This window comes from Glutamicibacter sp. NPDC090743, from assembly GCF_044769125.1.
GTDB lineage: Bacteria > Actinomycetota > Actinomycetes > Actinomycetales > Micrococcaceae > Glutamicibacter.
Genome location: NZ_JBIVXE010000005.1, coordinates 150038 through 176141, shown reverse-complemented (window position 1 = coordinate 176141; position 26104 = coordinate 150038). Strand labels below are relative to the sequence as shown.

25 protein-coding genes are annotated in these 26104 nt (G+C 60.9%); 14 read left to right on the top strand and 11 right to left on the bottom strand.

From position 1 onward, the window contains the following. The 3 genes from ACIQTS_RS11750 to ACIQTS_RS11740 form a co-directional block, all read left to right on the top strand. A partial coding sequence (locus ACIQTS_RS11750; protein WP_402473484.1) for an LPXTG cell wall anchor domain-containing protein occupies positions 1-480 on the top strand: 480 nt, incomplete at its 5' end. A 116-nt stretch (positions 481-596) separates the two neighbouring features. Further along, positions 597-1352 carry a DUF5819 family protein gene (locus ACIQTS_RS11745; RefSeq protein ID WP_402473483.1) on the top strand — a complete coding sequence of 252 codons (756 nt, stop codon included), beginning with the start codon at positions 597-599 and terminating at the stop codon, positions 1350-1352. After that, complete coding sequence (locus ACIQTS_RS11740) at positions 1343-2416, top strand: HTTM domain-containing protein (protein ID WP_402473482.1); 1074 nt, start codon at positions 1343-1345, stop codon at positions 2414-2416. Before ACIQTS_RS11745 ends, ACIQTS_RS11740 begins: the two co-directional genes overlap by 10 nt. Positions 2417-2517: 101 nt before the next feature. On the opposite strand, the gene ACIQTS_RS11735 is transcribed toward ACIQTS_RS11740, so the two are convergent. The 3 genes from ACIQTS_RS11735 to ACIQTS_RS11725 form a co-directional block, all read right to left on the bottom strand. After that, positions 2518-3900, bottom strand: coding sequence for an NAD-dependent succinate-semialdehyde dehydrogenase (locus tag ACIQTS_RS11735; protein ID WP_402473481.1), 1383 nt, complete (start codon positions 3898-3900; stop codon positions 2518-2520). Positions 3901-4172: 272 nt separating this feature from the next. Further along, the gene (mgrA, locus tag ACIQTS_RS11730; RefSeq protein WP_402473479.1) at positions 4173-5234 is read right to left on the bottom strand and encodes an L-glyceraldehyde 3-phosphate reductase; all 1062 of its coding nucleotides are present in this window, start codon (positions 5232-5234) and stop codon (positions 4173-4175) included. Positions 5235-5530: 296 nt separating this feature from the next. After that, positions 5531-5692, bottom strand: coding sequence for a hypothetical protein (locus ACIQTS_RS11725; protein WP_166650864.1), 162 nt, complete (start codon positions 5690-5692; stop codon positions 5531-5533). A 150-nt stretch (positions 5693-5842) separates the two neighbouring features. Here ACIQTS_RS11725 and ACIQTS_RS11720 point away from each other — a divergent pair, with 150 nt between their 5' ends. After that, positions 5843-6628 (top strand): alpha/beta fold hydrolase, encoded by a 786-nt coding sequence (locus ACIQTS_RS11720; protein WP_402473476.1) that lies wholly within the window; start codon positions 5843-5845, stop codon positions 6626-6628. Then, complete coding sequence (hrpB, locus tag ACIQTS_RS11715) at positions 6625-9183, top strand: ATP-dependent helicase HrpB (RefSeq protein WP_402473474.1); 2559 nt, start codon at positions 6625-6627, stop codon at positions 9181-9183. The genes ACIQTS_RS11720 and hrpB overlap by 4 nt, the downstream gene beginning before the upstream one ends. A 70-nt stretch (positions 9184-9253) precedes the next feature. Here the strand turns inward: hrpB and ACIQTS_RS11710 are convergent, their stop codons facing one another. Next, positions 9254-10486, bottom strand: coding sequence for an acyl-CoA dehydrogenase family protein (locus tag ACIQTS_RS11710; RefSeq protein ID WP_365943118.1), 1233 nt, complete (start codon positions 10484-10486; stop codon positions 9254-9256). Between the two features lie 103 nt (positions 10487-10589). Continuing rightward, entirely contained in the window at positions 10590-11279 is a 690-nt protein-coding gene (locus ACIQTS_RS11705) for a TetR family transcriptional regulator (protein WP_332730863.1), read from the bottom strand. A 161-nt stretch (positions 11280-11440) separates the two neighbouring features. Here ACIQTS_RS11705 and ACIQTS_RS11700 point away from each other — a divergent pair, with 161 nt between their 5' ends. Next, positions 11441-11872 carry a DoxX family membrane protein gene (locus ACIQTS_RS11700; RefSeq protein ID WP_105659096.1) on the top strand — a complete coding sequence of 144 codons (432 nt, stop codon included), beginning with the start codon at positions 11441-11443 and terminating at the stop codon, positions 11870-11872. Positions 11873-11976: 104 nt separating this feature from the next. Further along, complete coding sequence (locus ACIQTS_RS11695) at positions 11977-12159, top strand: hypothetical protein (RefSeq protein ID WP_105662724.1); 183 nt, start codon at positions 11977-11979, stop codon at positions 12157-12159. A gap of 78 nt (positions 12160-12237) precedes the next feature. Here ACIQTS_RS11695 and ACIQTS_RS11690 read toward each other — a convergent pair whose 3' ends face one another. From ACIQTS_RS11690 to ACIQTS_RS11680, 3 genes are all read right to left on the bottom strand, one after another. Then, positions 12238-13692 (bottom strand): DHA2 family efflux MFS transporter permease subunit, encoded by a 1455-nt coding sequence (locus ACIQTS_RS11690; protein WP_105659094.1) that lies wholly within the window; start codon positions 13690-13692, stop codon positions 12238-12240. 61 nt (positions 13693-13753) lie between these two features. Next, positions 13754-14752 (bottom strand): PhzF family phenazine biosynthesis protein, encoded by a 999-nt coding sequence (locus ACIQTS_RS11685; RefSeq protein ID WP_402473471.1) that lies wholly within the window; start codon positions 14750-14752, stop codon positions 13754-13756. A 95-nt stretch (positions 14753-14847) separates the two neighbouring features. After that, on the bottom strand, positions 14848-15222 hold the full coding sequence (locus ACIQTS_RS11680) for a hypothetical protein (protein ID WP_332489112.1): 375 nt from the start codon (positions 15220-15222) through the stop codon (positions 14848-14850). A 382-nt stretch (positions 15223-15604) separates the two neighbouring features. Between ACIQTS_RS11680 and ACIQTS_RS11675 the strand changes: the two genes are divergently transcribed. Next, entirely contained in the window at positions 15605-16699 is a 1095-nt protein-coding gene (locus tag ACIQTS_RS11675) for a mechanosensitive ion channel domain-containing protein (RefSeq protein WP_365943121.1), read from the top strand. Positions 16700-16768: 69 nt separating this feature from the next. Here ACIQTS_RS11675 and ACIQTS_RS11670 read toward each other — a convergent pair whose 3' ends face one another. Further along, positions 16769-17413, bottom strand: coding sequence for a YqaJ viral recombinase family protein (locus ACIQTS_RS11670; protein WP_286134416.1), 645 nt, complete (start codon positions 17411-17413; stop codon positions 16769-16771). 64 nt (positions 17414-17477) lie between these two features. Beyond that, positions 17478-17738, bottom strand: coding sequence for a thioredoxin (locus ACIQTS_RS11665; RefSeq protein WP_105659091.1), 261 nt, complete (start codon positions 17736-17738; stop codon positions 17478-17480). Positions 17739-17870: 132 nt separating this feature from the next. On the opposite strand from ACIQTS_RS11665, the gene ACIQTS_RS11660 reads away from it, so the two are divergent. The 3 genes from ACIQTS_RS11660 to ACIQTS_RS11650 all read left to right on the top strand — a co-directional run bounded on the left by ACIQTS_RS11660 (position 17871) and on the right by ACIQTS_RS11650 (position 21185). Then, the gene (locus ACIQTS_RS11660; protein WP_365943122.1) at positions 17871-18614 is read left to right on the top strand and encodes an ABC transporter ATP-binding protein; all 744 of its coding nucleotides are present in this window, start codon (positions 17871-17873) and stop codon (positions 18612-18614) included. Then, the gene (locus ACIQTS_RS11655) at positions 18611-19936 is read left to right on the top strand and encodes an FtsX-like permease family protein (protein ID WP_332595053.1); all 1326 of its coding nucleotides are present in this window, start codon (positions 18611-18613) and stop codon (positions 19934-19936) included. Before ACIQTS_RS11660 ends, ACIQTS_RS11655 begins: the two co-directional genes overlap by 4 nt. Positions 19937-20126: 190 nt before the next feature. After that, entirely contained in the window at positions 20127-21185 is a 1059-nt protein-coding gene (locus ACIQTS_RS11650; RefSeq protein WP_365943124.1) for an ABC transporter substrate-binding protein, read from the top strand. Positions 21186-21191: 6 nt separating this feature from the next. Here the strand turns inward: ACIQTS_RS11650 and ACIQTS_RS11645 are convergent, their stop codons facing one another. Further along, the gene (locus ACIQTS_RS11645; protein ID WP_402473468.1) at positions 21192-21992 is read right to left on the bottom strand and encodes an MBL fold metallo-hydrolase; all 801 of its coding nucleotides are present in this window, start codon (positions 21990-21992) and stop codon (positions 21192-21194) included. Between the two features lie 20 nt (positions 21993-22012). Here ACIQTS_RS11645 and ACIQTS_RS11640 point away from each other — a divergent pair, with 20 nt between their 5' ends. From ACIQTS_RS11640 to ACIQTS_RS11630, 3 genes are read left to right on the top strand one after another with little or no spacing between them, the layout of a single operon-like run. Further along, on the top strand, positions 22013-23062 hold the full coding sequence (locus ACIQTS_RS11640; protein WP_365943126.1) for an iron ABC transporter permease: 1050 nt from the start codon (positions 22013-22015) through the stop codon (positions 23060-23062). Next, positions 23059-24165 (top strand): iron ABC transporter permease, encoded by a 1107-nt coding sequence (locus ACIQTS_RS11635; RefSeq protein WP_359195781.1) that lies wholly within the window; start codon positions 23059-23061, stop codon positions 24163-24165. Before ACIQTS_RS11640 ends, ACIQTS_RS11635 begins: the two co-directional genes overlap by 4 nt. A gap of 3 nt (positions 24166-24168) precedes the next feature. Beyond that, positions 24169-26076, top strand: a complete 1908-nt coding sequence (locus tag ACIQTS_RS11630) for an SIP domain-containing protein (RefSeq protein WP_105659085.1) — start codon at positions 24169-24171, stop codon at positions 26074-26076. Positions 26077-26104: the final 28 nt, after the last annotated feature.

The following is a 26104-nucleotide window of genomic DNA, read 5'->3' as shown; positions in this document are numbered from 1 at the left end:
ACTGCGGATAACGCTGATGCGAACACCGATGCGAACACTGCGGATAACGCTGATGCGAACACCGATGCGAACACTGCGGATAACGCTGATGCGAACACCGATGCGAACACTGCGGATAACGCTGATGCGAACACCGATGCGAACACTGCGGATAACGCTGATGCGAACACCGATGCGAACACTGCGGATAACGCTGATGCGAACACCGATGCGAACACCGATGCGAACACCGATGCGAACACCGATGCGAACACTGCGGATAACGCTGATGCGAACGCCGGTGCCAACACGGATGCAAACACCTCGGATAACTCGGACTCTAAGTCGGATGACTCTAAGGGATCCCAGAAGGATGACTCCAAGAAGGATCGCCTTGCGGATACCGGTTCTAACGGAGCCCTCTGGATCAGTGCAGGTGCACTAGCACTTGTACTGCTCGGAGCTGGTGTGGCTGTCTTCGCGCGAAAGCGTTCAGCATAGTCGAACTGCAGTAATTTGAAATAGGAGGGGCATCTAAACGATGCCCCTCCCATTTCGCTTTCAAGTAGTCTTTGCAACAATTCCCGGGTGTCGAAGAATTTGGAGACAATAGCCTGATGAGGCAACAGAAAACTAAGCCCAAGCTGTTTACAGTGTTGGTGCTTTTAATTGCGGGTGTAGCCGCGTTAGGGCATATCGGAGCCACATTGGCGTTCACGGGTCCTTCAACACCCGTCAAGTCATCATTACAGCCCGAATTGAACAAGTATTTTCTAGGGCCGTTAGATCAAGGCTGGAGCCTTTTTGCTCCTGGGCCCTATTCGCAAGATGAATATTTCACAATGCGTGTATGTCTTTCTAGCGCGGAAATTTGTGCCAAGGGTAGCCAACATGGTGCGAAATTCTCAGAGTGGCGCGACGTTACGGCCGAAGAAATGGAAAGCCGTGCCGGCAACATGTTTGCCAATCGTGAGACAAAACAATCCAAATCTATTCACGGACGGCTATGGAGTGCGGCTTCGGATTTGACTGCGGATTCTCGAGCGGAAATCTCTAGACCCTTTATTCAGGGAACGCCCGTTTTTGGTGTGGAACTCAACTCAGCGGAGGCCCGCGAGAAGTATTCTGCAACAGAATTGAGCAATCTTCGAGCCTATAAACGTATGGAAGATACGGCCGTCGGATTCGCGTCACTCTACGCAATAGAACAGTGGGGCGGAGCATCAATGGTGGAAATTAAGCTCCGACGTGAACCAATTGTTCCGTTCGCTCAGCGGAGCGATGAGAACGCAACAACAAAACCTCGCGAAACCTACATCGGATGGCGAGATACCAAGGAATTTAGTCAAGCGGCGGTGTCGGTATGGAGCTGAAACGTGAAACAAGCAGTGCTCCTTCGATCAGCGAATGGATTTCTAAGAATCGCGATTTCGTCCCCAAAGCACTCAACTGGGTCTACGGGTGGTTTACCGAAAACCGGCATGCACCATACGGTCTTGCAGTCATGCGCATGGCGTCGGGACTCTTCATTCTGGGTTGGTTAATTGCCAACATACCAGTCGCAGCTAAGATCTGGGGACCTGGTTCCGAGTACCTTGAACCCTACCGTTCTGTACTTGGGTACCAGTGGCCTTTGGATATTCTGCGTGACGCGGGTCTCGGGTTCTTCGTCTTTTGGTACGTGATGGCCATCGTGTTGGCAATCGCATTTGTAGTTGGTTGGCAAACTAGATTCGTCACGCCGCTCTTCTTCATTTTTTATACGGCGATTAACGCACAGAATACGCCGGTTTCGGATGGCGGAAATTATTTCATCCGTATCATGCTGATCTATCTGATTTTTGCTGACTTGTCCAAGCACTGGTCTGTCGATTCTTGGCTACGTAAACGCGCGGGGAAAACGAAGAAAGAATTCGAAGCCGTTACGGTGCTGCACAACCTTGCGCTATGCCTGGTCGTAGCCCAACTTTGTATTGTCTATCTTGAAGCTGGGCTGTACAAGGTTCAAGGCACACTTTGGCAAAACGGTACAGCTATGTACTACCCGGTTAGTTCCGAGGCGTATGGTGTCTTCCCTTGGCTTAGTGATTTGATCACTACGAATTCGTGGATCGTTGCCTTGATCACCTATGTGACAGTGCTTGCTCAAATTGCATTCCCATTCATGCTGTTCCATAAGATCAGCCGGAGAATTGCGCTGATTACTATTCTTGGGATGCATATCGGCATCGCAGTTGTTATGGGCCTGCCTTTCTTCTCAGGAATTATGGCTTCCGCAGACGCTGTGCTGGTGTCTAGCGCGACCTGGTTGACGATTCAGCGCTGGTTCTCAGCGTTGTGGAGGGGTCGGTTCCGTGCGAAGAAGCCGTCGCTGACGGTCTCCGAACAGAACGAAGTTGGCGTGGGATCAGGCGAGAAAGTCTCTTCCAACGCCTAGGAGAAGAAGCGCTAGAAAATAAACTTAGGGGCGAACCGTTTTGGTTCGCCCCTAAATTTATGTATCTCTTAGTTCAGGCAGCCGTTGCGGGCCTATCCAGATTATTCGCCTACGTAGAACAGGCGCTTGTTCACGAATTCGTCCATGCCCAGCGGGCCAAGCTCGCGGCCGAAGCCCGAACGCTTCACGCCGCCAAATGGCATTTCTGCACCCTCTGCGCTGGCTGCATTCACGTTGGTCATGCCGGACTGCAGCTTCTGAGCCACCCTGGAGGCACGCTCGACGTCGGTGGAGTGCACCGAACCGCCCAGGCCGTAAATGGTGTCGTTGGCCAGCTCGGTCGCTTCCTCGTCGCTGGATACCTTGTAGACCACTGCTACCGGGCCGAAGAGCTCCTCGTAGTAGGCACGCATCTCCTTGGTGATGCCGGTGAGCACCGCAGGGGAGTAGTAGGCCGAAGGGCCGTCGTGCAGCACGCCGCCGGCGTGCAGGGTAGCGCCCTTGGCCACGGCGTCCTGGACCTGCTCGTGCAGGGACTCTGCCGCCTTGCGGGAGGACAGCGGAGCGAAGGTGCCTTCGGCTTCCGCCATCGGGTCGCCAGGCTGCAGGCCTTCGGCACGCTTGGTCAGTTCGGAAACGAACTCGTCATAGATGTCTTCCATGACGATCATGCGCTTGTTCGAGTTGCAGGCCTGGCCGGTGTTGTCGATGCGGTAGCCCCAAGCGGTATCCACGATGCCCGGTACGTCATCGGAGTCCAGGACAACAAATGGATCCGAGCCGCCCAGCTCCAGCACGGCCTTCTTCAGGTTGCGGCCGGCCTGCTCGCCAATAATGGCGCCAGCGCGCTCCGAGCCGGTCAAGGAAACACCCTGGATCCTGGAATCGGCGATGATGGTGGAGATCTGGTCGTGGGTGGCGAAGAGGTTGTTGTAGACGCCGGCCGGTACTCCAGCCTCATCCATGATTTCCTGGATGGCCAGTGCTGAACGCGGGCAGGACTCGGCATGCTTCAAGATGATGGTGTTGCCCAGCATCAGGTTAGGTGCCGCGAAGCGCGCTACCTGGTACAGCGGGAAGTTCCACGGCATGATGCCCAGCAGCGGGCCAACCGGTCGCTTTTGAACGACGGCCTTGCCGCCGGAGAAGGACTTGATCTCCTGGTCCGCTGCCAAGGCTGGTCCCTCGGTGGCGAAGTACTCGAAGATCTCCTGGCAGAATTCAGCTTCGCCCACGGCCTCGGACAATGGCTTGCCCATTTCGGTGGTCATGATCCTGCCGAGTTCTGCCGCGCGCTCGGCGAAGAGCGTGCCTACCTTGGAAACAATCTTGGCGCGTTCGTTGATGTCAACGTCCTGCCATGATTCGTAGGCGCTCTGCGCGGCAGCCAGCGCCTGTTCGACTTGCTCATCGGTGGCCGCGGCTAATTCCTCGACGACTTCACCGGTTGCCGGGTTCAAGACCTTGTAGGTTGGGGCGCTCATCAATGCTCCTGTCGTATGCACAAAAGTGGTCAGCGTAAGCCGTGTGGATCTAACGCTAGCGGACTCCACGCAATAAATGAATGTAATTCACTTCATATTGCGTCTACTCCGAGCTTATCCGCAGAAACAACATTCAGCCACCAAGGAACAGCAGGTATTTGGCTTGAGCAGAAGTTGCAGACGGAAGCGAATGAAAAAGCCGCGGTTTCCAAGACTTGTCTTGGAAACCGCGGCTCAAGAACACAGGTATTACCCGTGTGATCAGTGGATTACTAGCCGATAGCGGAAGAACGCCACCAGTCGATTCCGGCATCGCCCTGGGCGATCTTGGCAATCTGGGCCAATTCCGCCTCGGAGAACGCAAGGTTGTCCAGCGCACCCAAGTTCTCGTCGAGCTGCTTGGTGGACGAGGCGCCGATCAATACCGAGGTTGCCGCGCCATCGCGCAGCAGCCAGGCCAGGGCCATCTGCGCCAGCGACTGCCCGCGTGCCTGCGCAACCTCGTTCAGGCTGCGGACCTTGGCCAGGTTCTGATCGGTCAGCTGGGCTTCGAGCGAACGGCGTCCGCCTTGGCGAACCACATCAGTGGTTTCCAGGTACTTATCGGTGAGCAGGCCCTGGGCCAGCGGGGTGAAAGCAATGGTGCCCATGCGTTCCTTTTTCAGGGTTTGCAGCAGGCCGTGCTCTACCCAGGGGTTCAGGATGTTGTACGACGGCTGATGGATTACCAGCGGGGTTCCCAGGTCCTTGGCGATTGCGGCAGCCTCGGCGGTGCGTTCTGCCGAGTACGAGGAGATGCCCACATAGGTGGCCTTGCCCTGGCGAACCAGGGTATCCAAAGCGCCGATGGTTTCTTCCAGGGGAGTCTTCGGATCGAAACGGTGCGAATAGAAGATGTCCACGTAGTCCAGATTCATCTTCTTCAGCGAGGCTTCGCAGGAGGCCAGCAGGTACTTGCGCGAGCCGAAGGTGCCGTGCGGGCCTGGCCACATGTCGTAGCCGGCCTTGGATGAGATGACCAGTTCGTTGCGGTAGGGCTTGAAGTCCTTTTCCAACATGCGGCCGAAGTTCTCTTCGGCTGAACCTGCCGGAGGACCGTAGTTGTTGGCCAGATCGAAGTGGTTGATGCCGTTATCGAAAGCGTGGCGCAGGATCTCGCGCTGGGAATCGAATGGACGGTTATCGCCGAAATTCCACCACAGTCCCAGGGACAGCGGGGGCAGGCGCAGGCCGGAGTCGCCAACGCGGCGGTAGCCGAAGTGCTCATAGCGGTCTGCGGCAGCAGTGTAGGGACGGTGCAGTTCCGGGATGGACGGGAGGCGTTCGTATTCCACGAGGCACCTTTCTGCCAGGTCAAGCGCTGGCGAGCAGAAATCGATTTGACGTCATTTTCCACAATAGGCCAGAGCCTGAACTAAATAAATAGCGCAAAGGTGAATCCGCTGTGTGCGTAAAGGTTTCGTGGATTTGGATTAAGTGATGAACCGACCCGCCAGGCCAAGGAGGTAACGCCTGTGCGGATCGGTTCATCTAGATCACTCGCACCTTGAGAAGGTAATAACCACACTAGGAGCTGAAACTTGAAAGTAGCTGAATGCGAGGTGTGCGGTCTCTTGGGAAAAGGCTTTTGCTAATAATTCGAGGGCGGATCCGAAGCCGGGAATGACTCGTCTTCCCACTCTTCGACGAGAGCTTCATCGTGCTCGTCATGGCGCTTCTTTTCTTCTGCGGCCAGTCGCAGCTTTTCCTCTTCAGCGCCACCGGGCTGCCCAGCAGCTGATTGTTCAGGCATGATCTTCCTCCCAACTTCCGTGGGCCACCCCCTGCGGATGGCTGGACCCTGTGTCTTCAGTGTTCACCTATTAGCCGCGGATGTCGAGGGCGGCGGCCAACACTGATTTCGCCTTCACCGTCAATACAGGATTTAATCGAAGGCATGCCGATGATCAATAATCCCGCAGATGGTTCCGAAATCTTCTTTGACGATGACGGGGCTGCCGGGGAGCCGATTCTCTTCCTCCATGGCTCCGCCCTGTCCCGGTCCATCTGGAGAGGGCTCGGCTACACCAAGGCGTTGGGCCAGGGACACCGAACCATCCGCATGGACCTGCGAGGGCATGGCAAGTCAGCCAAATCCCATGACGTAGCCGACTACACCATGGACAAGGTGGCCGGCGATATCCGCGCGGTGATGGATCACCTGGGCATCGGACGTATTCACATTGTCGGCTACTCTTTTGGCGCACGCACCGGGCTCCACCTGGCCATGCACCACCCAGAGGAGGTGATCTCGCTGATCATGCTCGGCGGCACCTACGAAATTACCCCCGGCGAAATCGGGAAGCTCTTCTTCCCCGGCTACCTCGAGGTCCTGCGCAATGGCGACATCGAAGGATTCGTCACCGGGCAGGAAAAGAATGGACGCCTGGATCCAGCTACCCGCATGGCCTTCAAGTCCAACGACCCGCTGGCCCTGGCTGCCTACTACGAGGCCGCCGAGACCCTGCAGAACATCAATCTGTCCGAGCTGGGCAAGATCAGAATCCCGACCTTGCTGCTGATCGGCACCCGGGACCAGCCGCGCTTCGACCAGAACAAGATCATGGTCCGCACCTTGCCCAATGCGCGCATGGTGGCCTTGCCGGGGCGAACCCACGGCAGCACCCTGTTCCCGATTGAGCCTGTGGTCAAGGCCATCGAGTCCTTCTGGGCTGGACGCCAAGCATGAGTTCGGCCCGCTTCGACCTGAACAGGATTGCTTCAGGGCTGGCTTTCGGTTCCAGCAGGGAGGAACTCCATGAATCCTTGGCGGCTAATCCTGCCCAGCCGTTGGTGATCCAGGCGCCACCGGGATCCGGCAAGACGACGATAGTTCCACCCACGGTAGCCAACGCCCTGGACCAGGCAGGACTGGCTGGCAAGATCATCGTGACCCAGCCACGTCGTGTCGCTGCCCGGGCTGCTGCCCGTCGCCTCGCCCAGCTTGATGGATCGGTTCTGGGGAAGAGCGTTGGCTTCGCCGTGCGCGGGGAACGGCAGTCTTCGGCGCAGACCCGCGTGGAATTCGTGACCGCAGGCCTGATGCTGCGCAGGTTGCTGGCCGATCCGGATCTTGCCGGTGTGAGCGCGGTGATCATTGATGAGGTCCACGAGCGGTCGATCGATACGGATTTGTTGCTGGCGATGGCCAACCAGGTCAGCGAATTGCGTGATGACCTGTCGCTGATCCTGATGAGTGCCACCTTGCACGCCGGGGAACTCTCGGCGCTGCTGGCCCGTGGCCATGCCGCTCCAGTGCTCAGCGCCCACACCGCGCAGTATGCCGTGCAAGAAGCTTTTGACAGCTTCGCCGGAATCCGGAATACCGAACGCGGACTGAATGATGACTACCTGCGCCACGTTGCCGCCGTCGCGGTACGCCACAGCGCGGAAGCCAACGCAGCAAGCGCAACCCCGGTGGACACCTTGGTGTTCGTCCCCGGGGTACGGGAAGTCGACCGCGTCTGCTCGCAGATTGCTGCCTCCGGAGTGCAAGCCCTGGCCTTGCACTCGCAGATCTCTTCCAAGGAACAAGACCGGATCCTCAGTGAGCCGGAGGCTGGCAGCGCCCCGCGGATCATCGTCTCCACCTCCATTGCCGAATCGTCGGTGACCGTGCCGCGCGTGCATCTGGTGGTGGACGCCGGCTACGCCCGCGAGCCGCGCCGAGACAGCTCGCGTGGTTTCTCGGGGTTGATGACCGTGGTGGCCAGCCGTTCCGCGGCCACCCAGCGGGCGGGCCGGGCAGGACGACTCGGGCCGGGCAAGGTGGTGCGGACCTTGGACCCCAAGTCCTTTGCCGCCGCCCCGGCGCACTCCACACCGGAAATCCGCACCGGCGACCTGGTCGCCGCCGGCTTGTCGCTCGCGGCATGGGGGACCCCGCGTGGCGAGGGGCTGGCCATGTGGGAAGCGCCGCCGGCTAGCGCCATGGCCAGCGACGAGCAGATCCTGCGCAGCCTGGACGCGGTTGACGGCACCGGGCAGATCACCGCCCTGGGCGAGCAGATGATGAAGGTTCCAGCAGACCCGCGTGCCGCCCGCGCGTTGCTCGAAGGCAGCCGGATTTTCGGCACCCGGGCTGCCTCGGATGCTGTCGCATTGCTGGCCAGCTCGGAACGCATTGCCAGTGCGGACCTGAATGAATTGCTTGCCGCGGTGCGCCGGAGTTCGCATCCGGCGCACCGTGCCTGGAAGCATGAAGCGCAGCGCCTGGAAAAGCTTCTGGGCAGTGCGGAAAACCGCACCGGGCGGCAGCCTGCACCGGCAGCTGCGGCCCTGGCAGGCGTGTGCGCTTTGGCCTACCCGCAATGGATTGCGCGCAAGGTCGGCCCGGAGGAATACCTGTTGGCTTCGGGGACCCGGGCAACCTTGCCGCGCGGCAGCCAGCTGATGCATGAGGAATTTCTTGCGGTCGCCGAGGTCTCCCGTGCCGGATCCAAGGCGGTGATCCGACGGGCCGTTGGCATCGAACTTGGCACTGCCGTCGACCTGTTGCCGCAGATGCACCAGAAGCGCGAAGTGGCGGAGCTGGTTGACGGCAGGATCACCGCTCGCCAGATCGAGAGCTTTGGCGAGATCGAGCTGGCGGCCCATCCGGTCAAGGCCACCGCAGAGCTGGGCATGCAGGCTGTTGCCAGCGCCATAGCTACGCAGGGGATAGCCTTCTTCGGCACCCATGAAAAGTTTGATGCCTTGCGCCGGCGGATGGCCGTGGCCCATCGCCTGCTGGGCGAACCCTTTGCCGCGGTGGATGACCAGGCCCTGATTGCCTCGGCGGGCAACTGGCTGCAGCCGGTCTTGCGGCAGGTAGCCGCCGGCAAGAACGCTGCCAAGGTTGACCTGTATTCGGCATTGCGGACCTTGCTGCCGTGGGAGCATGCCCATGATTTTGATTCGCTGGTGCCCGAACGGCTCCAGGTGCCTTCGGGATCAAGGATTTCCGTGGCCTATCCCGAGGTCGGTGAAACCGGTCCAGCGGTCGTCGCCGTGAAATTGCAAGAATGCTTCGGGCTCGATGAGTCGCCGCGGCTGGTCAAGGGCAAGCTTGCCGTCCAGTTCCACTTGCTTTCACCCGGTGGCAGGCCGCTGGCGGTGACCGATGACCTGGTCAGCTTCTTCAATGGGCCCTATGCCCAGGTGCGGTCTGAAATGCGCGGGCGCTACCCGAAGCATCCTTGGCCGGAGAATCCATGGGACCACGTGGCAACGGCAAAGACCAAGAACCGATTGGGCCGGCAGTAGGCAAAAGCACGCCGGGGCCGGGGCCCGGAAGAACGAGCCAGGTCCCGGCGTTCTTTCCGGCGCCCAGATTCTAGGCGAACGCTGAGAAGCCGGTGATGTCGCGGCCCATGATCAAGGCCTGCACGGTTTCGGTGCCTTCATAGGTGTGGATTGCTTCCACATCGGCGAAATGGCGGGCCACGCGGTTGCTGGTCAGGATGCCGTTGCCGCCGAGCAGGTCGCGGGCGTTCGCTGCGATGGCGCGTGCGGTGCGCGTAGCGGTGTACTTGGCCAGCGACGCCTGCGGGCCGGTCAGCTCACCGGAAGTTTCGCGCTTGGTCGCCTGCATGACCAGAACCTGGATAGTAGCCAGTTCGGACTGCATGCGGGCCAGGCGCTCCTGGACGATCTGGCTGGCGGCCAGCGGACGCCCGAACTGCACGCGCTGCTTGGCGTAGCTCACGGCCGACTCGTAGCAAGCGGTCGCGTGGCCCACGGCAGACCAGGCGACACCCAGCCGGGTGGCGAACAGGACCCGTGAGGTGTCCTTGAAGCTCTTGGCTTCGGGCATCACATCGTGGTCCGGAACGAAGACGTTCTCCATGCGGATATGCGCCTGCCAGATAGCGCGCAGGGAGAGCTTGTTTTCGATGGTGGTGGCCTTGTAGCCTTCGGCATCCTGGTGCACGATGAATCCGCGGACCTTGCCCTCGTCGTCGCGGGCCCAAACGATGCTCACGCCGCCGACCGAGCCGTTGCCGATCCATTTCTTTTCACCGCTCAGGCGGTATCCACCCTCGACCTTGGTGGCACGGGTTTCCAGCGAAACCGAATCGGAACCGTGAGTTGGTTCAGTCAGCGCGAAAGCGCCTGGAAGTTCGCCGCGCAGCATGGGGATGGCGTACTTCTGGATCTGCTGGGCATTGCCGCAGTACAGCACGGAGCGCAGAGCCAGACCGCCCTGGACGCCAACAATGGTGGAGACCGAACCGTCGCCACGGGCCATTTCCATGTTGACCAAGCCGGCAGCCAGCGGGCTCATTTCCTCGTAGCCTTCCAGGTTCAGGCCATCGCGCAGCAGATCCGCATCGCCGAGCTTCTTGAGCAGATGCAGCGGGTAGTCGGCCTTGTCCCAGTACTCGTGGATGTCGTCCTTGACCTCGTCGAGGATGAATGCGCGGGCCTTGGCTCGCCACGCGTTGTCCGCTTCGCCTACTTCGGCGAAGATTCCGGTCGGATCGATATTGACGTCTCCGGACCACAGGTCGTATTCGGGTTCGACAACGCCGGCGGGAAATTCAAAACCGGTCTCCAGCTGGGACATTTCAGATGCTCCTAATAGCTACGGTGAAAAAAGCTTCACTCCTAGACTAGTGGAACGCAGTGCCATGTCAAGAAACTTGGTTTCAGAAGTTGGGTGGAATCGATTATTTTCCGTGCTCTTTGAGCGCGCGGGAGACGGCCTGGAGAATCGCCTGCTCATCGGCGCCGGCATCCAGCACGGAAACCACCACGCTGGGGGCCGCCGGCTTGGGGGCAGCCGCTGCCTGTCCGGGGTCGAGCAGATCTGCGAAGCGGTTCAGGAACTGGCGCACATCGTTCGCCAGCTTAGTGCGGTCCGTGCTATGCGCGTCTTTCAGCCAGCTGCGCAAATGATCGTTGTGGATCGCAACCAGGCCAGCGCTAACGCCCAGGCACAGCGACTTCTCCGTGGCGCTCTTTGCCAAATCGCGACGGTTCAGGAACCCGTAAAACGCCCGTTCGTAACGGTGAGTGGAGACCAGCTCGCGCTCTCGCAGCGACGGCACCGAGGAGAGCAGCTTGTGGCGCAGCTGGGCACCTTCGGGGTTGACCGTGTACTGATCGAAAACCACATGCGCGGCATCGATGAGCGTAGTGATTGCATCAACCGACGAGGCGGCCAGCGTGGTCTCGACGTGTGTAATGATCATTTCCTGGTCGGCGAAGACCATATTCTCTTTCGACCCGAAACGGCGGAAGAAAGTGGAACGGGAAATGCCAGCGGCAGCTGCCAGCTCGTCGACGCTGGTGGCATCGAAGCCCTGGGTAATGAGTAGATCAAGGGCTGCTGGGGGTACTGCGGAAGAAGCGATCATGATTCACGAATTTAGCACGATTCAAGCTGGGAAATTCTTGGGTTCAGCTATGCGCGCCGCGCAAATGATTGTGAACTACTGCGCCCATGACTACGCTGAACATCAGGGCGTTCCATGCAGGAACGCCATTCTTGGACGAAATGAAAGAGAAGTGAGGGCCCATGGGAATCTCGATTGCAAACGCCGCGCTACGTTTGGTCAGTGGTGCGTTCATTCTCAACAGCGGCATCAACAAGTTGCGCATCGATGAAGCCAGCGCCGCAGGCCTGCAGCAGATGGCAGCCAACGGCGTGCCTCAGCTGGCCGAGCTGGAACCGGCAGTTTTCGGCAAGGCCGTATCCATCGGCGAGATCTCGCTGGGTAGCGCCTTGCTGCTGCCGCTGATCCCATCGCGGCTGGCCGGCTTAGGCCTGGGCGCATTCTCCGGTGTGCTGCTGGCTTCCTACCTGCGCACTCCGGGCATGACAGAATCCGACGGCATCCGCCCAACCGCGGATGGCACCGCCCTGGCCAAGGACGTATGGCTGGCAGGTATCGCTGTGGCATTGATTCTTGGCCGCAAGGGCGCCAAGAAGATCAAGAAAGCAAAATAAGCGGACGGAATCGTTTGAGCAAAACGTTCGGCAAGCCGTAAGTTGATCTTGGAGACTGCGGTTTTCAGCGGCCACATTTGAACTACAAGCTAAGAGGAGAACCAATGGGTTTCTTAGATGATGCAAAGAAGAAGCTGGGCGAGGCAGTCGAAAACGCGAAGGATTTCGCAGGCGACGCTACCGAGAACGTGAAGAACTTCGCAGCGGACGCCCAAGAAAAAATCGGCGAGAAGGTCGATGAATTCAAGAACGGCGATAGCAACGAAGAACCTGAAGACAAGGTCTAGCGACCACGAAGCCAGCGCCTGATCCAGCGACTTTCGAGTCCTGGACCAGGCGCTGGCTTCGTTAAGAGCTGCCTCTGGCTAGTGGCGCTGCGCCTTCTTGCCATCGCTGAGGAACGCTACAACGAGGACAGCAGCCACGCCGATGAAGCCTGGCAGCATCAGTGCCTGTCCCAGGCCAACAGACGTGGCTTCCATGATCACCGCAGGATCCTTGGAATCTGCCTGCGCGATCTGTGCCGAAATGCGGGCATCCATCATCACCGCGATCAGCGCAGAACCAAGCACTGAACCGATTTGCCGGGTGGTGTTGTAAATCCCTGAACCGGCACCCGCATCACGCGCGGTCAAGTCCTTGGTGGCTGCCAGCGATAGCGATGGCCAGATCATGGCTGAACCGATGCCTTGAACCGCTGAAGGAATCAGCAGCATCCACAGCGGGATATCGGCGTGCATCATGAAGGCGTAGACCACCGTGGCACCGCCAAACAGGAAGAACCCGGGCACGGCCAAGATCCGCGGGCTGAGCTGATTGACCTTCTTTCCCAGCTGCGGCGCGAGGAAGATCGCCACGAAAGCCATCGGAGAAATCATCAACGCGGATTCGGTGGGAGTCAGGCCGCGGACATTCTGCAAGAAGAACACCATCGGCAAGGCGATGGTCGCGATGGTCAGGCCCATGAAGGTGATCGCGACATTGGCCAAGGAGAAATTGCGGACCTTGAACAATCGAAGCGGAACCAGCGGTTCAGACGTGGTCTTGGACTGCCACCAGATGAAGGCTCCCATCAGCACCGCGCCGATGATAATCAGATGCCACGAATTCAGCGGGCCAATGAATGGTTCCCAATTGGTGGCATCGCCTTCCTGGATGCCGAAGACCAAGCAGAACATGGCTAAAGCCGAAAGGATGACGCCGAACCAGTCGAAGGAATGCGCTTGGGATTCAAGGGCTGGCACGAATTTGAAGACCATGGTCAAGCTGACTACCGCGATGGGCAAGTTGATGAAGAAGATCCATTCCCAGCCGATGGAGTCCACCAGCAGACCGCCGGCAATCGGACCGATCAGCGAAGCGATGCCCGCCACTGCACCCCATAGGCCCATGGCTGCACCGCGGTGCTGATAAGGGAAGAGGCGGGTAATGAGCGTCATCGCCTGAGGGGAAATCATCGAAGCGCCAAGGCCCTGGACGGCGCGCGCCGCCACCAGCGAGCCGAGGGAATCGGACAAGCCGCACCACAGCGAGGCCAGCGAGAAGACCACCATGCCGATGAGGTAGATATTGCGCGGACCGAAGCGGTCACCGAGGCGCCCGGTGACCAGCAGCGGCACCGCGAAGGTGAGCAGGTACGCGCTGTTGACCCACAAGATGCTGGAGATATCGGCGTCCAGCGACGTCATGATGGAGGGCATTGCGGTGGACACGATCGTGGTGTCCAGCAGGATCATGAAGAAGCCGATGACCAGTGCCCAGAGGGCACGCCAGGCGGCTTTCTTGTCGAAGTGTGTTTCGGGATTCGCAGTTTCAGGCACTGGTCAAGGCTAGTCCCTATCAGCCCCGTGCGGAACGGATAGCGAAACTATGCATAGGAAATCAGTCGAAACTCACATCGCCCGAGATGCGGGTGGCGACATCGCCACTGACCCAGACGCCTTTTTCGGTAGCTTCAATATGCAAGATCGCTTCGCGGCCCAAACGCGTGCCCTGGCGCACGGTATAGCGCTGGGGTGCATAACCGGTCTGCGTCAGCCAGATGCCGAACGCAGCATTCAGCGAACCGGTGGCAGGGTCTTCCGGAACAGCCTCGCCGGGAATGAAGGCACGGACCTCATAGTCCGCCGGAGGCTGCAGCACCACATTGCGGAAGCGCTCTTCGGAACGCTCAAAATCAGAGAAGTCCAGCGGACGCAGCTCTTCGCGGGTACCGGAAACGCGCGGCATGACCGATCCGCGCGGTTGCCACACGCTCTGCGAAACGCTGGCTGCGGTGTAGGGGCCGATGACGCCTACTTCCAATCCCTGCAGCGCCTCATAGTCAGGTTCGATGCCCAGCACGATATCGGCGTCACGCACCACCAGGCCCGCAGGATGCGGACCGTTGACCAGCCACTGGTGGTCCACCACGTCTTCTTCGCGAATGCCCAGCCCGGCAATCGCCCATTGCAGGACATCTGGTTCCAAAGGGCCCGACCTGGTCAGCGGGGGTGCGAGGAAGGCCAAGCGCCGCGAGTGGCGGTCGCTGCTTTCCCGTTCCACACGCACCGGAATCAGCCCGGCACCGCATTGCTGGATCAGATGGCCTGCGGGACCAGCCTCGCCACCGGACTCCAGCCAAGCATGAGCCGCGCCCAGCGTCGGATGGCCAGCAAAGGGCAGCTCGGTGCTCGGGGTGAAAATGCGAATGGCGTAGTCCGCTTCCTCATCAGTGGGCTCGACGAAGAATACAGTTTCCGCAAGATTCATCCACTGCGCAAAGTGCTGCATCTGGTCATCGCTCAGGCTGTCGGCATTGAACACGACTCCCAGGCCATTGCCGTTGAAAGCAGTGGGTGCAAAGACATCAACCTGCTGATAAGAGAATGTGCGCGACATACTTAGCATGGTGGCACATTAATCAGCAGGTTGACCCGGTGTTACGTGGTACGTCACGCAAAAAGTTGCGAACGCATCAAGGAAATGAACCTTCTTTACCAATGGTGCGCAACATCGATGACCAAGCGTGAACCGTCGCCAGGTCCAGGCAGTGCGAACACGCGCATGGGCAGCCGTGCCCTGGTCGAGAGCCCCACTTTGGTTTGGCCTTCAAAGCTGCCCAGCCACACCAATTGGCGGAACGTCGTGTAGCCCAGATTCTTCACTTCGGCGCCCGGGTTGAAATCCTCGGTTGCCGGGGCCTGCACCAGGATTTCCAGGTTGGCACCGCCAGTGGTGTCCACCTGCAGGCCGGAACCGATTCCGGTCAGTTCGCTGACATACCTGGCTGAATGGCTGGCAGCTGGTCCTGCGAGATCGATGACCAACCGGTCAAAGCACAGGTGCCGTCCGGTCCGAAGATTTTCCACTGCGGAATGCGTGGACAAGGAGCTGGTTTTGGCCAAGGATCCCCAATAAACCGTTGGGCAGGAAGCAGACGCGAGGGCGGCCGGAGCGGGGGCCGCCGCGGAAGCGGGCGTCACCACGAGCAAGGCTGCCGCCACCGTGCCTAGAACGATTCCAATTTTTCCGTGGCGCATATGGATCACCGTCTCTCTTGGTTTGCGCCCGCAGGCAGAGCGGACTGCCAGTGAGTCAACTAAAGGCCTGGAATGCGGCAAGCGCAAGGGCAGAAAAGAATTGGAACCACTCTGAGACGCTTCTGCAATGGAGCCGGAGAACTCCCGGGCCGTAGGGCGGAAGGCAGGTTCCACACAGCATTTATTTAGCGCCATATGACATGCTTTAAACATGTCACCTACCCCCGTTGAACCCATCGGCGAAACCGTCGAGGAAGTCATTACAGCCTCAAGCTTCCTCCCCGAATCGTTGCAATTTTGGGTTGTCCTGCTCATCGGTGCGCTCGTAGCCGCAATCCTGGCGTTTGTTTTCAGCGGCGTTTCCCGCCGCGTGCTGCGCCGGATCGGCGTGGACGAAGCCGACGTGAAAGCCACCAGATTCCCGTTCTTCGGCCTGGTTACCTCGATTATTGCCAAGTCGGCCTTCGCGGTCTTCTATCGAGAACGCACTTGGTACAACCCCTGGCAGTTCGCCATCCTGATCATTCTGGTCTTCTTCCTCACCTGGTTCATCATCAAGCTGGTGCGCGTGATTGAGACCGGCATGATGGCACGCTTCGAGGTGAGATTCGGTCCAGGGCGCAGGCTGGCCAAGGTCCAGACGCAGGTCGGCCTGATGCGACGGGTACTGGTTGCGGTGCTCTGCATCATTGCAATCGCCGCGGTGCTGCTGACGATCGAGCAAGTCAGGGCGCTGGGCGCCGGCCTGTTGGCCTCGGCTGGCCTGGCTTCGGTGGTCGTTGGCCTGGCCGTGCAGTCAACCTTGGCGAACGTATTTGCCGGCTTGCAAGTGGCCTTTACCGACTCGATTCGCGTGGACGACACGGTGGTAGTCGAGGGGGAACGCGGCACGGTAGAGGAGATCACCCTCTCCTACGTCGTGGTGCACCTGATCGACGGGCGCCGGATGATCCTGCCATCGACCTACTTCACCACGACGCCGTTTGAGAACTGGTCGCGGCGCAGCACGGAGATCTCCGGAAACGTAGCACTGCAGCTGAAGCTCAATGCGCCGATTTCCTACCTGCGCCAGCGCAGCAGCGAACTGCTTGAAGCCTCCGACTGGTGGGATGGCCGGGACAATGAGCTGCTCGTGACCGACGCGCAAAACGGCTTGCAAACAGTGACCATTTATTTATCCGCGCGCAACGCCGGGGACCTGTGGAACCTGCGCAATATGCTTCGGGAGAAGCTGCTGGCCGAGCTGGTGGAAAACTACCCTGATTGCCTGCCGGATCCCCGGATGATTCCAAGCAACCCGGTCTAGCGGCATAACGGAAGCCGCTGATCCCAGTACTGTGAACTGGGATCAGCGGCTTTTGCCGTTTCCGGGGACTTAGAGCCGCAACGCAGCGGGTCCGTAGTCGTTGTAGCGCTCCTGGCGGGCCGTCGCTTCGCGCAATGCGGATATGAGCGACTCGGCCTTGCCAATGAGATCCTGGATCAAATCATCGTCGCGTTCCACCCAAAGGTATTCGGGAACCGCGCGCACCGGCACGAAATTATCGTGCTCTTCCCAAACGAACAACGTGCGTTCGGCCCCGATCACATGCTGCTGCCAGAGCACCTGGCGCAGGTAGCTCTTGGGGATCTTCTTGAAGGGCTTGTTGGTGGTCTTGATTTCAGCCAAAACCGGAACTCCCGATGCATCGAAACCCAAGCCATCGGGAGTCGCCAGATGGAGTCTCGAATGCTGCGAGTGGAAGAGCTGGGAGGAGGGGAAAATATTGAAATTCTCTTGGACCCAGGCAGCGATGACCGGTTCGCGCTTGCGCCCGTGATCGGTGTAGGGATTGCCGGAGAAGCCATTGCCGTATAGCTTGTCCCATGCGGCGTTCTTGATGGACTTCTCGGTGGACAACTTGGCCACGTCCGTTGCGGTGATGCCCTGGGCCCGTGCGCGGAGCCACTCAATGCGGTTGGAAGAGTCGGCTAGAACACGTTCGAAGCATTCATGTTGGACGCCGGGCACAGTAATCACTTGACCTATTCTTCCCCATGAATGGGCAAGAACCGTGCACCTTGGGCTTCGAGCTGGCGTGAGACTAGTCGCTGGCTTCAGCGATAGCGCTCAACAGCTGATTGATAGTCGGTGTCTGGCTGGCACGGAATTTCTCCGTGCCTTCCTGCAATAGCCGAATGACCGGGGTGCTGGTGATTCCCATTTCCTCGCCGCGCTCCACCTGCTCCACGACATTGATCTCCTCGACCTCCAACGCGGGCAGCAGTTCCTGCACGCGGGCGACAGCCAGCCGCGTGCGCACGCACGGTGCGCAGAATGGTTGCGTATACAGTTCCAGCTTCATCTGTTGGCTACTGCTCCTGCTGTCGTCGTGAACTAGCTGCCGGCTGCTCCTACCGGGGGATGAGCCTGGCCGGAGGCTACTTGGAACCCTGCGCTGATGTGCGCGGGTGCCATTTGTTGAAAACATTGGGTCATGCTTGAAAATTCCCTTGGCCAACCTCCCGTACTCGCCGCTCACGGACTCTACCGCAGCTTCGGTTCCACCACTGCACTGAACGGCGTCGATCTGCAGATTTCACTGGGCCAGTCCCTTGCCATCATGGGCCCCTCGGGTTCCGGAAAATCCACGCTGCTGCACGCCTTGGCCGGTATTGAACTTCCCGACGCCGGCAGCATCATGCTGAACATCCCGGGCCGAGCACCGGTGGATATCCAAGGGCTCAAGGATAAGGCGCGCACCAGGCTGCGCCGTGAATCCTTCGGCTTCGTCTTCCAATCCGGACTGCTGATTCCCGAGCTCACTGCCGAAGAGAACGTGGCCATGGCCTTGATGATCAACGGGGTGCCACGCAACACCGCCATTTCCAGTGCCGGGGCCGCCTTGGCAGAACTGGGTCTGGCAGGAATGGAGCAACGCCGCATCGGCCAGCTCTCCGGCGGGCAGCAGCAACGAGTAGCCATTGCCCGCGCGCAGGTCACCGGGGCGATGGTGGTCTTTGCCGATGAACCTACCGGCGCGCTGGATTCAACCACGGGCTTCGAAGTGCTGGAGATCTTGCTGCAGTGCACGGTCGGTGCCGGAAAATCCCTGGTGATGGTGACCCATGATCCCAATGTCGCCGCGCGCTGCGACCGTGTAGTGCAACTGCAGGACGGCCAGCTGATCAGCGACAGCCTGCACCCATCGGCCACCGTGGATGGCGGTGCCCAGAAGTGAATATCCTGCACCTGTCATGGATGCTTGGCCGGCCGGCGAAGTCCCGGCTGGCGCCACTGGTCCTGACCGCCAGCGCCTACGCCATGGTCAGTGCGATCCTGCTGATCGTGCTGGGAGGCGCCTACTCCTTTACCAGTTTCGAATCCGCGGCCCAAGGCATGTACCTGCCATTGGCAGCGTTCGCCGTAGTGCTGCTGGTGGTCCCATTGCTGGTGCTGGGATCGGCCGCTGCCCGGCTCTCCGCGCGGTCAAATGACCGCGCCCTGTCGTCCTTGCGCTTGCTCGGCGCGACCGGGGCGCAGATCGGCCTCGTGGCCGTGCTGCAAGCCGCCGGCACGGCGTTGGCCGGCGCACTCGCCGGAATCGTACTCTACCTCCTGGCCGCACCATTGGCTTCGCTGATTCCGTTCCAAGGTGCGCCGATCGGTTCGGCCATCTATTTGCCGCTGTGGGTGCTGGCGATAGCAGTAGTCGCTGTCGTGCTCCTCTCGGCAGGCAGTGCAGCTGCCGGCTTGCGCAAATTGGTGATCACCCCGTTGGCGGTGGCAACCCGCAGCACGGTGCCCACCCCCAGCTGGCTGCGCGCGGTGATCACGCTTGCCGGCATTCTGGTGCTGTACATGGTGTTCTCCAACATGGGCCAATTCGTGCAGTCCATCGCCGCGATCATCGCAGTGGTGGTTGGCGGTTTCGGCTTCGGCTTGCTGGTGATGAACCTGGTCGGTCCGTATCTGGTGGCGAAGGTGGGCAAGGCCAAGCTGCGCAAGGCCAGAACTCCGCAAGAGCTGCTGGCAGCCCGCATGATCCTGGAAAGCCCTGCCGAATCCTGGCGCCAGGTATCCGGGGTTGCCATGGCTTCGTTCGTCGCTGTGGTGGGCGGCAGCGGGGCCGCCTTGATGGAGCTGACCGGAAGCGAACTCGATCAGGGCACCTGGCTGGAGCATGTGCCCGCCGATGTCACCACCGGCGTGCTGGTGACCTTGGCGATCAGCTTCATCTGCGTGGCCGCTTCGGCGGCGATCTCCCAAAGCGCCAGTACCCTGGATCGCGCTGAGCTGTATCGCGGGCTGAACCGGTTGGGCATGCCCTACGAAACGATGAACGCCGCGCGCACCAAGTCGATCATGATCCCGGCGCTGGCTGCCTCGATCGGTTTCGCCATCGCCTCCACGGTGCTCGTGCTGCCCCTGGCCGGGGCCGCCATCCTGCTCAAGCCGCTGACGGTCATCACGGTAATTGTCTCCGTGTTACTCGGCTTGCTGCTGGTGCGGGGAGCAATTTTGGTGGCTGATCCGCGGAAGCTGCTAGCAACTAGAGAATAAAGTCTCTGGTCAGCCCACCGAAAAAACCGCCCGATTTGGTTAGGGTCACTTCAGGGTCGGTGATTAGGGACGTTTCGTGTTGCGTAATGCGCAGAGAAACGCGTATCGTGGCATACGGCCCGGATAGGCTTGCCTAACCTAGCTAAACAAAACGTTGACAGAACCTCGCATAGTCTGGAATCACCGACCCATGAAAAATTCACGTCGCGCCGGAATTTTCGCCGCTTCAACTGCCATCCTCGCCTTGGGCCTGACCGCCTGCGGCGCGTCGAGCAACTCAGCGGATCCGTCGGCTGACACTTCAGCCAAGGCCGCAGAAGACTTCACTCCGGTCACCATCGAGAACATCTATGGTGAAACCACGATCGAAAAAGTCCCGGAACGCATTGCGACCATCTCGTGGGTCAACGCAGATACCCTGCTGGCTCTGGATACCGTGCCGGTCGGCATGGACACCGACACCTACGGCATGAACGAGAACAACTCCACCGCATGGAAGGACGCCGCTCTGGAAGAGCAGGGCGCTTCCATCGGCTCCGAGAAGGCGCCCGTGCAGTACAAGGTGGGCGATGACATCGACTACACCGGCATCGCCGCCAGCAAGCCCCAGGTCATCTTCGCTCCATACTCGGGGTTGAAGAAGGAGCAGTACGAGAAGCTGCAGGAAATCGCTCCGGTCGTTGGCCCCATCGAGCCTAACTACCTGACCAGCTGGGAACAGGTCACCGAAGTTGCCGGCCAGATGCTGGGCAAGGAAGAAGAAGCCGACGCCCTGATCGAAGAGATCGAAGGCAAGCTGGCCAAGGTCGGCGAAGACAACCCAGCGCTGAAGGACACCACCTTCATCGCAGCTGACCTCTCGGCGCCGGATACCGCCTACGTCTACTCCGAAGGCGACACCCGCCCGCGCTTCCTGAGCGCACTGGGCATGACCCAGGCCGAGTACGTGCAGAAGAACGCCGCCAAGGACACCTTCTTCTTCACTGTTTCCCCGGAAAAGGTCAACGAGTGGGATTCGGACATCGTCTTCGCCTCGGCTGTTGCGGACAACACCATGGAAGACGTCGTCAAGGGCCAGCCGCTCTACGGCCAGATCCCTGCCGCGAAGAACGATGCCGTGGCACTGCCAGGCACCGATGAAGCAACACTGGCGATCTCCGCGGCTTCGCCGCTGTCCATCGAATGGGCACTGGATAACGTAGTTCCCGGCATCGTGAAGGCTGCCGACAACGCAGCTGCCGCGAAGTAGATCCGGCTAGGGATTCACTGACAGATAGTGCAATTGGGCTTCCAGGGAATGGGTAGCTGCGCCCACCAAGCGCGCATCGAGGTCGGGGTAGACATGCTCCAGCAATTCAGCTGGCTGCGTGTGGACCCCGGCCTTGCCGAGTTTCTGCAAAGCCGCACGCACCTTGTCCAGCCGCGCATGCCGATGCTTGATGTACATCTGCAGCAGCGGATGCGAGGAATCATGCTGCTCGCCGTGCGCCGGATGCAAAGCCATATCGGGCAGCGCGAGCAGCCGCTGCAGGGAATCCAGGTAGTCGGCCAATGTGCCGTCCGGGTGTTCCAAGATGGTGGTGCCCCGGCCCAGCACCGTATCCCCGGTGAACAAGTGGGCAGCCCCGCCCTGGCGGATGAAGCACACCGAGTCCGAGGTGTGGCCAGGGGTGAAGACCACCTGGATGCTGGCACCGGCGGCGCTGATCGTTTCGCCATCGGTGAAGACCGGGGCATCCCGGCAGTACTGCTCCAGCGTGGCACGCACCGGCGCACCGGTCATCCCGTAGAGCGCATCGATGCCTCCCGTGTGATCGGCATGCCGATGGGTAATGAGCACCAGCTGGATGTCGAAGGCCGCCAAGGCCTGCAGATGGTCCTCGAGCTCAGGGCCCGGATCAATCAGGACGACCGGAGTTCCAGGAAGAAGTTCGTCCACAGCAGGGTCGAACAGCAGATAGGAATTAGTCCCGTCCAACGTCATTTCAGAAGGGTTCTGCGCGCGAAGCAGGCCGATGCCTGGAGCGATAATAGTGGGCAAGGGAAGAAGAGCCATAGCAATGAGTGTAGGAACCAATGACCGCGACTGAAAGTATTACGCGCCAAGCACCGGGGGCCAAGTCGCCAAAAGCCGGCCGGAAGCTCGGCGCCTTGCTGCTCCTTGCCCTGTTGCTCGGGCTGGCGCTATTCGCTTCGCTGCTGCTGGGCGCGCGAAACGTCTCGATGGGCACCGTGATCGATGCCATCTGGAATTTCGACCCGTCCAATGGCGACCAGGGCGTGGTCGCGTCCCGCTTCGCCCGCACCATCGGAGCCATCGTGGTTGGCGCTGCCCTGGGTTTGGCTGGCGCCGGATTGCAGGGGCTGACCCGCAACCCGCTGGCCGATACCGGGATCCTGGGCTTGAATGCCGGATCCTCCATGGCCGTGGTGCTGGCGATCGCGTTCCTTGGCGTCAGCTCCCTGGCTGGAATCATGGTGGCCGCCTTCCTCGGCGCTGCTGGGGTGATGGCCCTGGTTTATCTCGTGGCCAACGTGGGCCGTGAAGGCGCCACGCCCATTAAGCTTGCGCTGGGCGGTGCCGCCATGGCTGTGGGCGTGGGCGCGATTACCAATGCGATCCTGATGATTTCCGATGCCACCATGGACCGTTTCCGCATGTGGCAGATCGGCACGTTATCCAGCAACGGCATCGACACCTTCCTCGGGGCCATTCCCGTGGTGGCCGCCGGCGCACTGATCGTGCTGTCCACCGCCAAGGTATCCAATGCCGTGTCCATGGGCGATGACACCGCGATCGCCTTGGGCTTCAACTTGAACCGCGCCCGGCTGATCGGCTCCATCGGGGTGGTCATTCTCGCTGGCACCGCCACCGCCGTGGCCGGGCCCATCGCCTTCGTCGGCCTGATGATCCCGCATGCCGTGCGCTTGCTGGTCGGTTCCGACTACCGCTGGCTGATGCCAGCGAGCCTGATCGCCGGGCCGATCCTGCTCTTGCTGGCTGATACGGTGGGACGAATCATTGCCCCGCCCAGCGAGATCCAAGTAGGCGTCATGTGCGCCATGCTGGGTGGACCGATCTTCATCATCATGATGCGCAGCGGCATGAAGTCGGTGAGCCTGTGAGCACGAGCGAAATGGCAGCAGCGAACATGACCCAGCCCCGCAGCACCACGGAAACGGCCGGACCGGCGACGGCCCCGGCCTCGAAAGCCGCACCGGCGCTGGCAGCCCGCCGCAGATCCCGGGTGCGCCGCACCGCCTTGTGGATGGCCCTGGCCCTGGTGCTCGCCGTGGCGGCCTACCTGTTCTGGGGGCGGGACCGCCTTCCAGCTGCCGAAGTCTTCCAGGTGCTCAGCGGTGAAAAGGTGCCGGGCACCAGCTTCATCATCATGTCCGACCGCCTGCCGCGCATCGCGGTGGGTGCCCTGGCCGGTGCCGGCTTGGGCATTTCCGGTGCCTTGTTCCAGCGCTGGCTGGGCAACCCGCTGGCCAGTCCCGACGTGATCGGCGTGGGCTACGGCGCATCGGCGGCCGCGGTTTTCGCGATGATCACCCTTGGCTATACCGACTGGAAGCTCAACGCCTTCGCACTGGCCGGCGGGCTGCTGGTCGCTGCATTGATCTACTGGCTCTCGGCCTCGGGCAAGCGGACCGGTCCCCGGCTGATCCTGGCGGGCCTGGCCATCGGCGCGATGCTCCAGGCGCTGATCCAGTACCTGCTGACCCAGGCGCAGGTGAATACGGCCAGCGATGTGATGCACTGGCTGACGGGTTCACTGGCCTCGAGCAACTGGGAAAATGCGCTGCTGCTTTTGGCGTCCCTTGGCGCCATCGGCATCCTGTTGCTGCCCCTGGTGCTTCGCCAACTGAAAATGCTGGAGCTGGGCGAGGACACCGCGGCGGCCCTGGGGCTGCACGTGGGCTGGGCCCGGGCGATCTTGGTCTTTGTTGCGGTGGCCATGGGCGCCTTGCCGATTGCGGTCACCGGGCCGATGGCGTTCGTTGCCTTCCTGGCCGGCCCGATTACTGCCGCGCTGACCCGCGGCCCGATCAACATCCTGCTTTCCGGCCTGACCGGGGCAACGCTGGTGACTGTTGCCAATTTCTTTGCCGCGAACCTGTTCGCGGATCTTTCGCTGCCGGTGGGCGTTATCACCGGCGCATTCGGTGCACCCTTCCTGATTTGGATTCTGGTGCGCGCAAACTCAACTGGAAGCGGGGCATAACCCATGGCCACTTTGCAGGCAAGCGATCTGACCCTGGCCTATGACAAGGTCACCATCGTCGACGAGCTGTCGCTGGATATCCCTGCCGGGCAGGTGAGCATCGTCGTCGGGGCCAACGGTTGCGGCAAGTCCACCCTGCTGCGCGCACTGTCGCGGTTGCTCAAACCAGCCGGGGGCCAGGTGCTCCTGGACGGCGCGGACATCCACTCCAAGCCGGCCAAGGAAGTCGCCAAGACCCTGGGCTTGCTGCCGCAATCGCCCACCGCTCCGGACGGCATCACCGCCCGCGAGCTGATCAGCCGCGGCCGCTACCCGCACCAGGGCCTGTTCAAGCGCTTCTCTGCCGAGGACGAGGCAGCGGTTAATCGCGCCATGGAGCTGACCGGCACCACCGAGCTGGCCGACCGCTCGGTGGACGAGCTCTCCGGCGGTCAGCGCCAGCGCGTCTGGATCGCCATGGCCCTGGCGCAGGAGACCGACCTGCTGCTGCTCGACGAGCCGACCACCTTCCTGGACGTGGCGCACCAGCTCGAAGTCCTGGATGTGGTCAGCGAGCTGAATCGCAGCCGCGGGATCACCGTCGTGATCGTGCTGCACGATTTGAACCTGGCCGCCCGCTACGCCGACTACCTGGTGGCGCTGCGCCACGGCAAGATCTACGCTGCCGGCCATCCCAACGATGTGGTCACCGAAAAGACCGTCAAGGATGTTTTCGGCATGCCCAGCCGCGTGATCCCCGACCCGGTGGGCGGCACTCCGCTGGTGCTTCCCATTGGCCGCCACCGGGTGCTGCGCACCGAGCAGGTGCTCGCTTCCCAGGGCATTTTCCGTACCGAAGCTTCTGCGAAGAAAACTGCGGTGAAGCAGGCGGCAAATGTGAAGCAAGCTGCCCAAGCAGCCGCCGCGCTTGATCCGCAATCGGAGCGCCCGGCCCATGAGCATGTGCCGACGTTGGCCTTTGATACCACTGTGGTCAATAGCCAGCAGCTCGCGCCATCCTTCCGCCGGGTGACCGTCAGCGGCGAGGACCTGGAGTACTTCGGCACCAACAGCCACCCGCTGGATATGCGCATCAAGCTCTTGCTGCCACCGGCCGGCGGTACTGCGTTGACCGACGAGATCGCCTCGATGCGACCCGGGGCGATGACCAGTCCTGCCGAGCAGCAGGGCTGGTACAAGCGCTGGTTGTCGATTGATCCCGATACCCGCGGCCACATGCGCACCTATACCGTGCGGGCCTTCCGCGAAGCCGGGCACCGGGACAATATCGGGGCCACAGCCGAGCTGGATATCGACTTCGTGATGCACGGGCACATGGTTGACGGCCAGCTCCAGGGCGGGCCGGCTACGGAGTTCGGCGACCGGGCCAAGGTGGGCGACCAGCTGTTGCTGCTGGGCCCGAACAAGACCCTGAACGACTCCAGCTACGGCGGCATCGAGTTCCGCCGCGGCGAGGCAACCCGCGTGGTGCTTGCCGGTGACGAAACCGCCGCCCCGGCGATTTGCGCCATCCTCGAAGCCTTGCCCTCCAACGTCACCGGCCATGCGCTGATCGAGGTCCCGGAGACCACGGATATCCTCGGTGCCTCCACCCGCTCCGGCGTCTCGGTGCAGTGGCTGACCCGTGGCAGCCATGAGCATGGTGAATTGCTGCAGTCGGCATTGCGCCAGGTAGTCGCGATTCCAGCAGCCGGCGTGGTCCATACCAACGCCGAGCCGGAAGATATCGATGTTGATGCGGACATCCTGTGGGAGACGGGCCAGGAAAATTCCGCACCGTTCTACGCCTGGATTGCCGGTGAAGCCGGCACGGTCAAGGAAATGCGCCGTTATCTGGTGCGCGATGCCGGCGTGGACCGCAAGCAGGTAGCCTTCATGGGCTACTGGCGCCGCGGGAAGACCGAGAACTAGCCAGCAGCGGCAACCAGCGCCCGAGGCC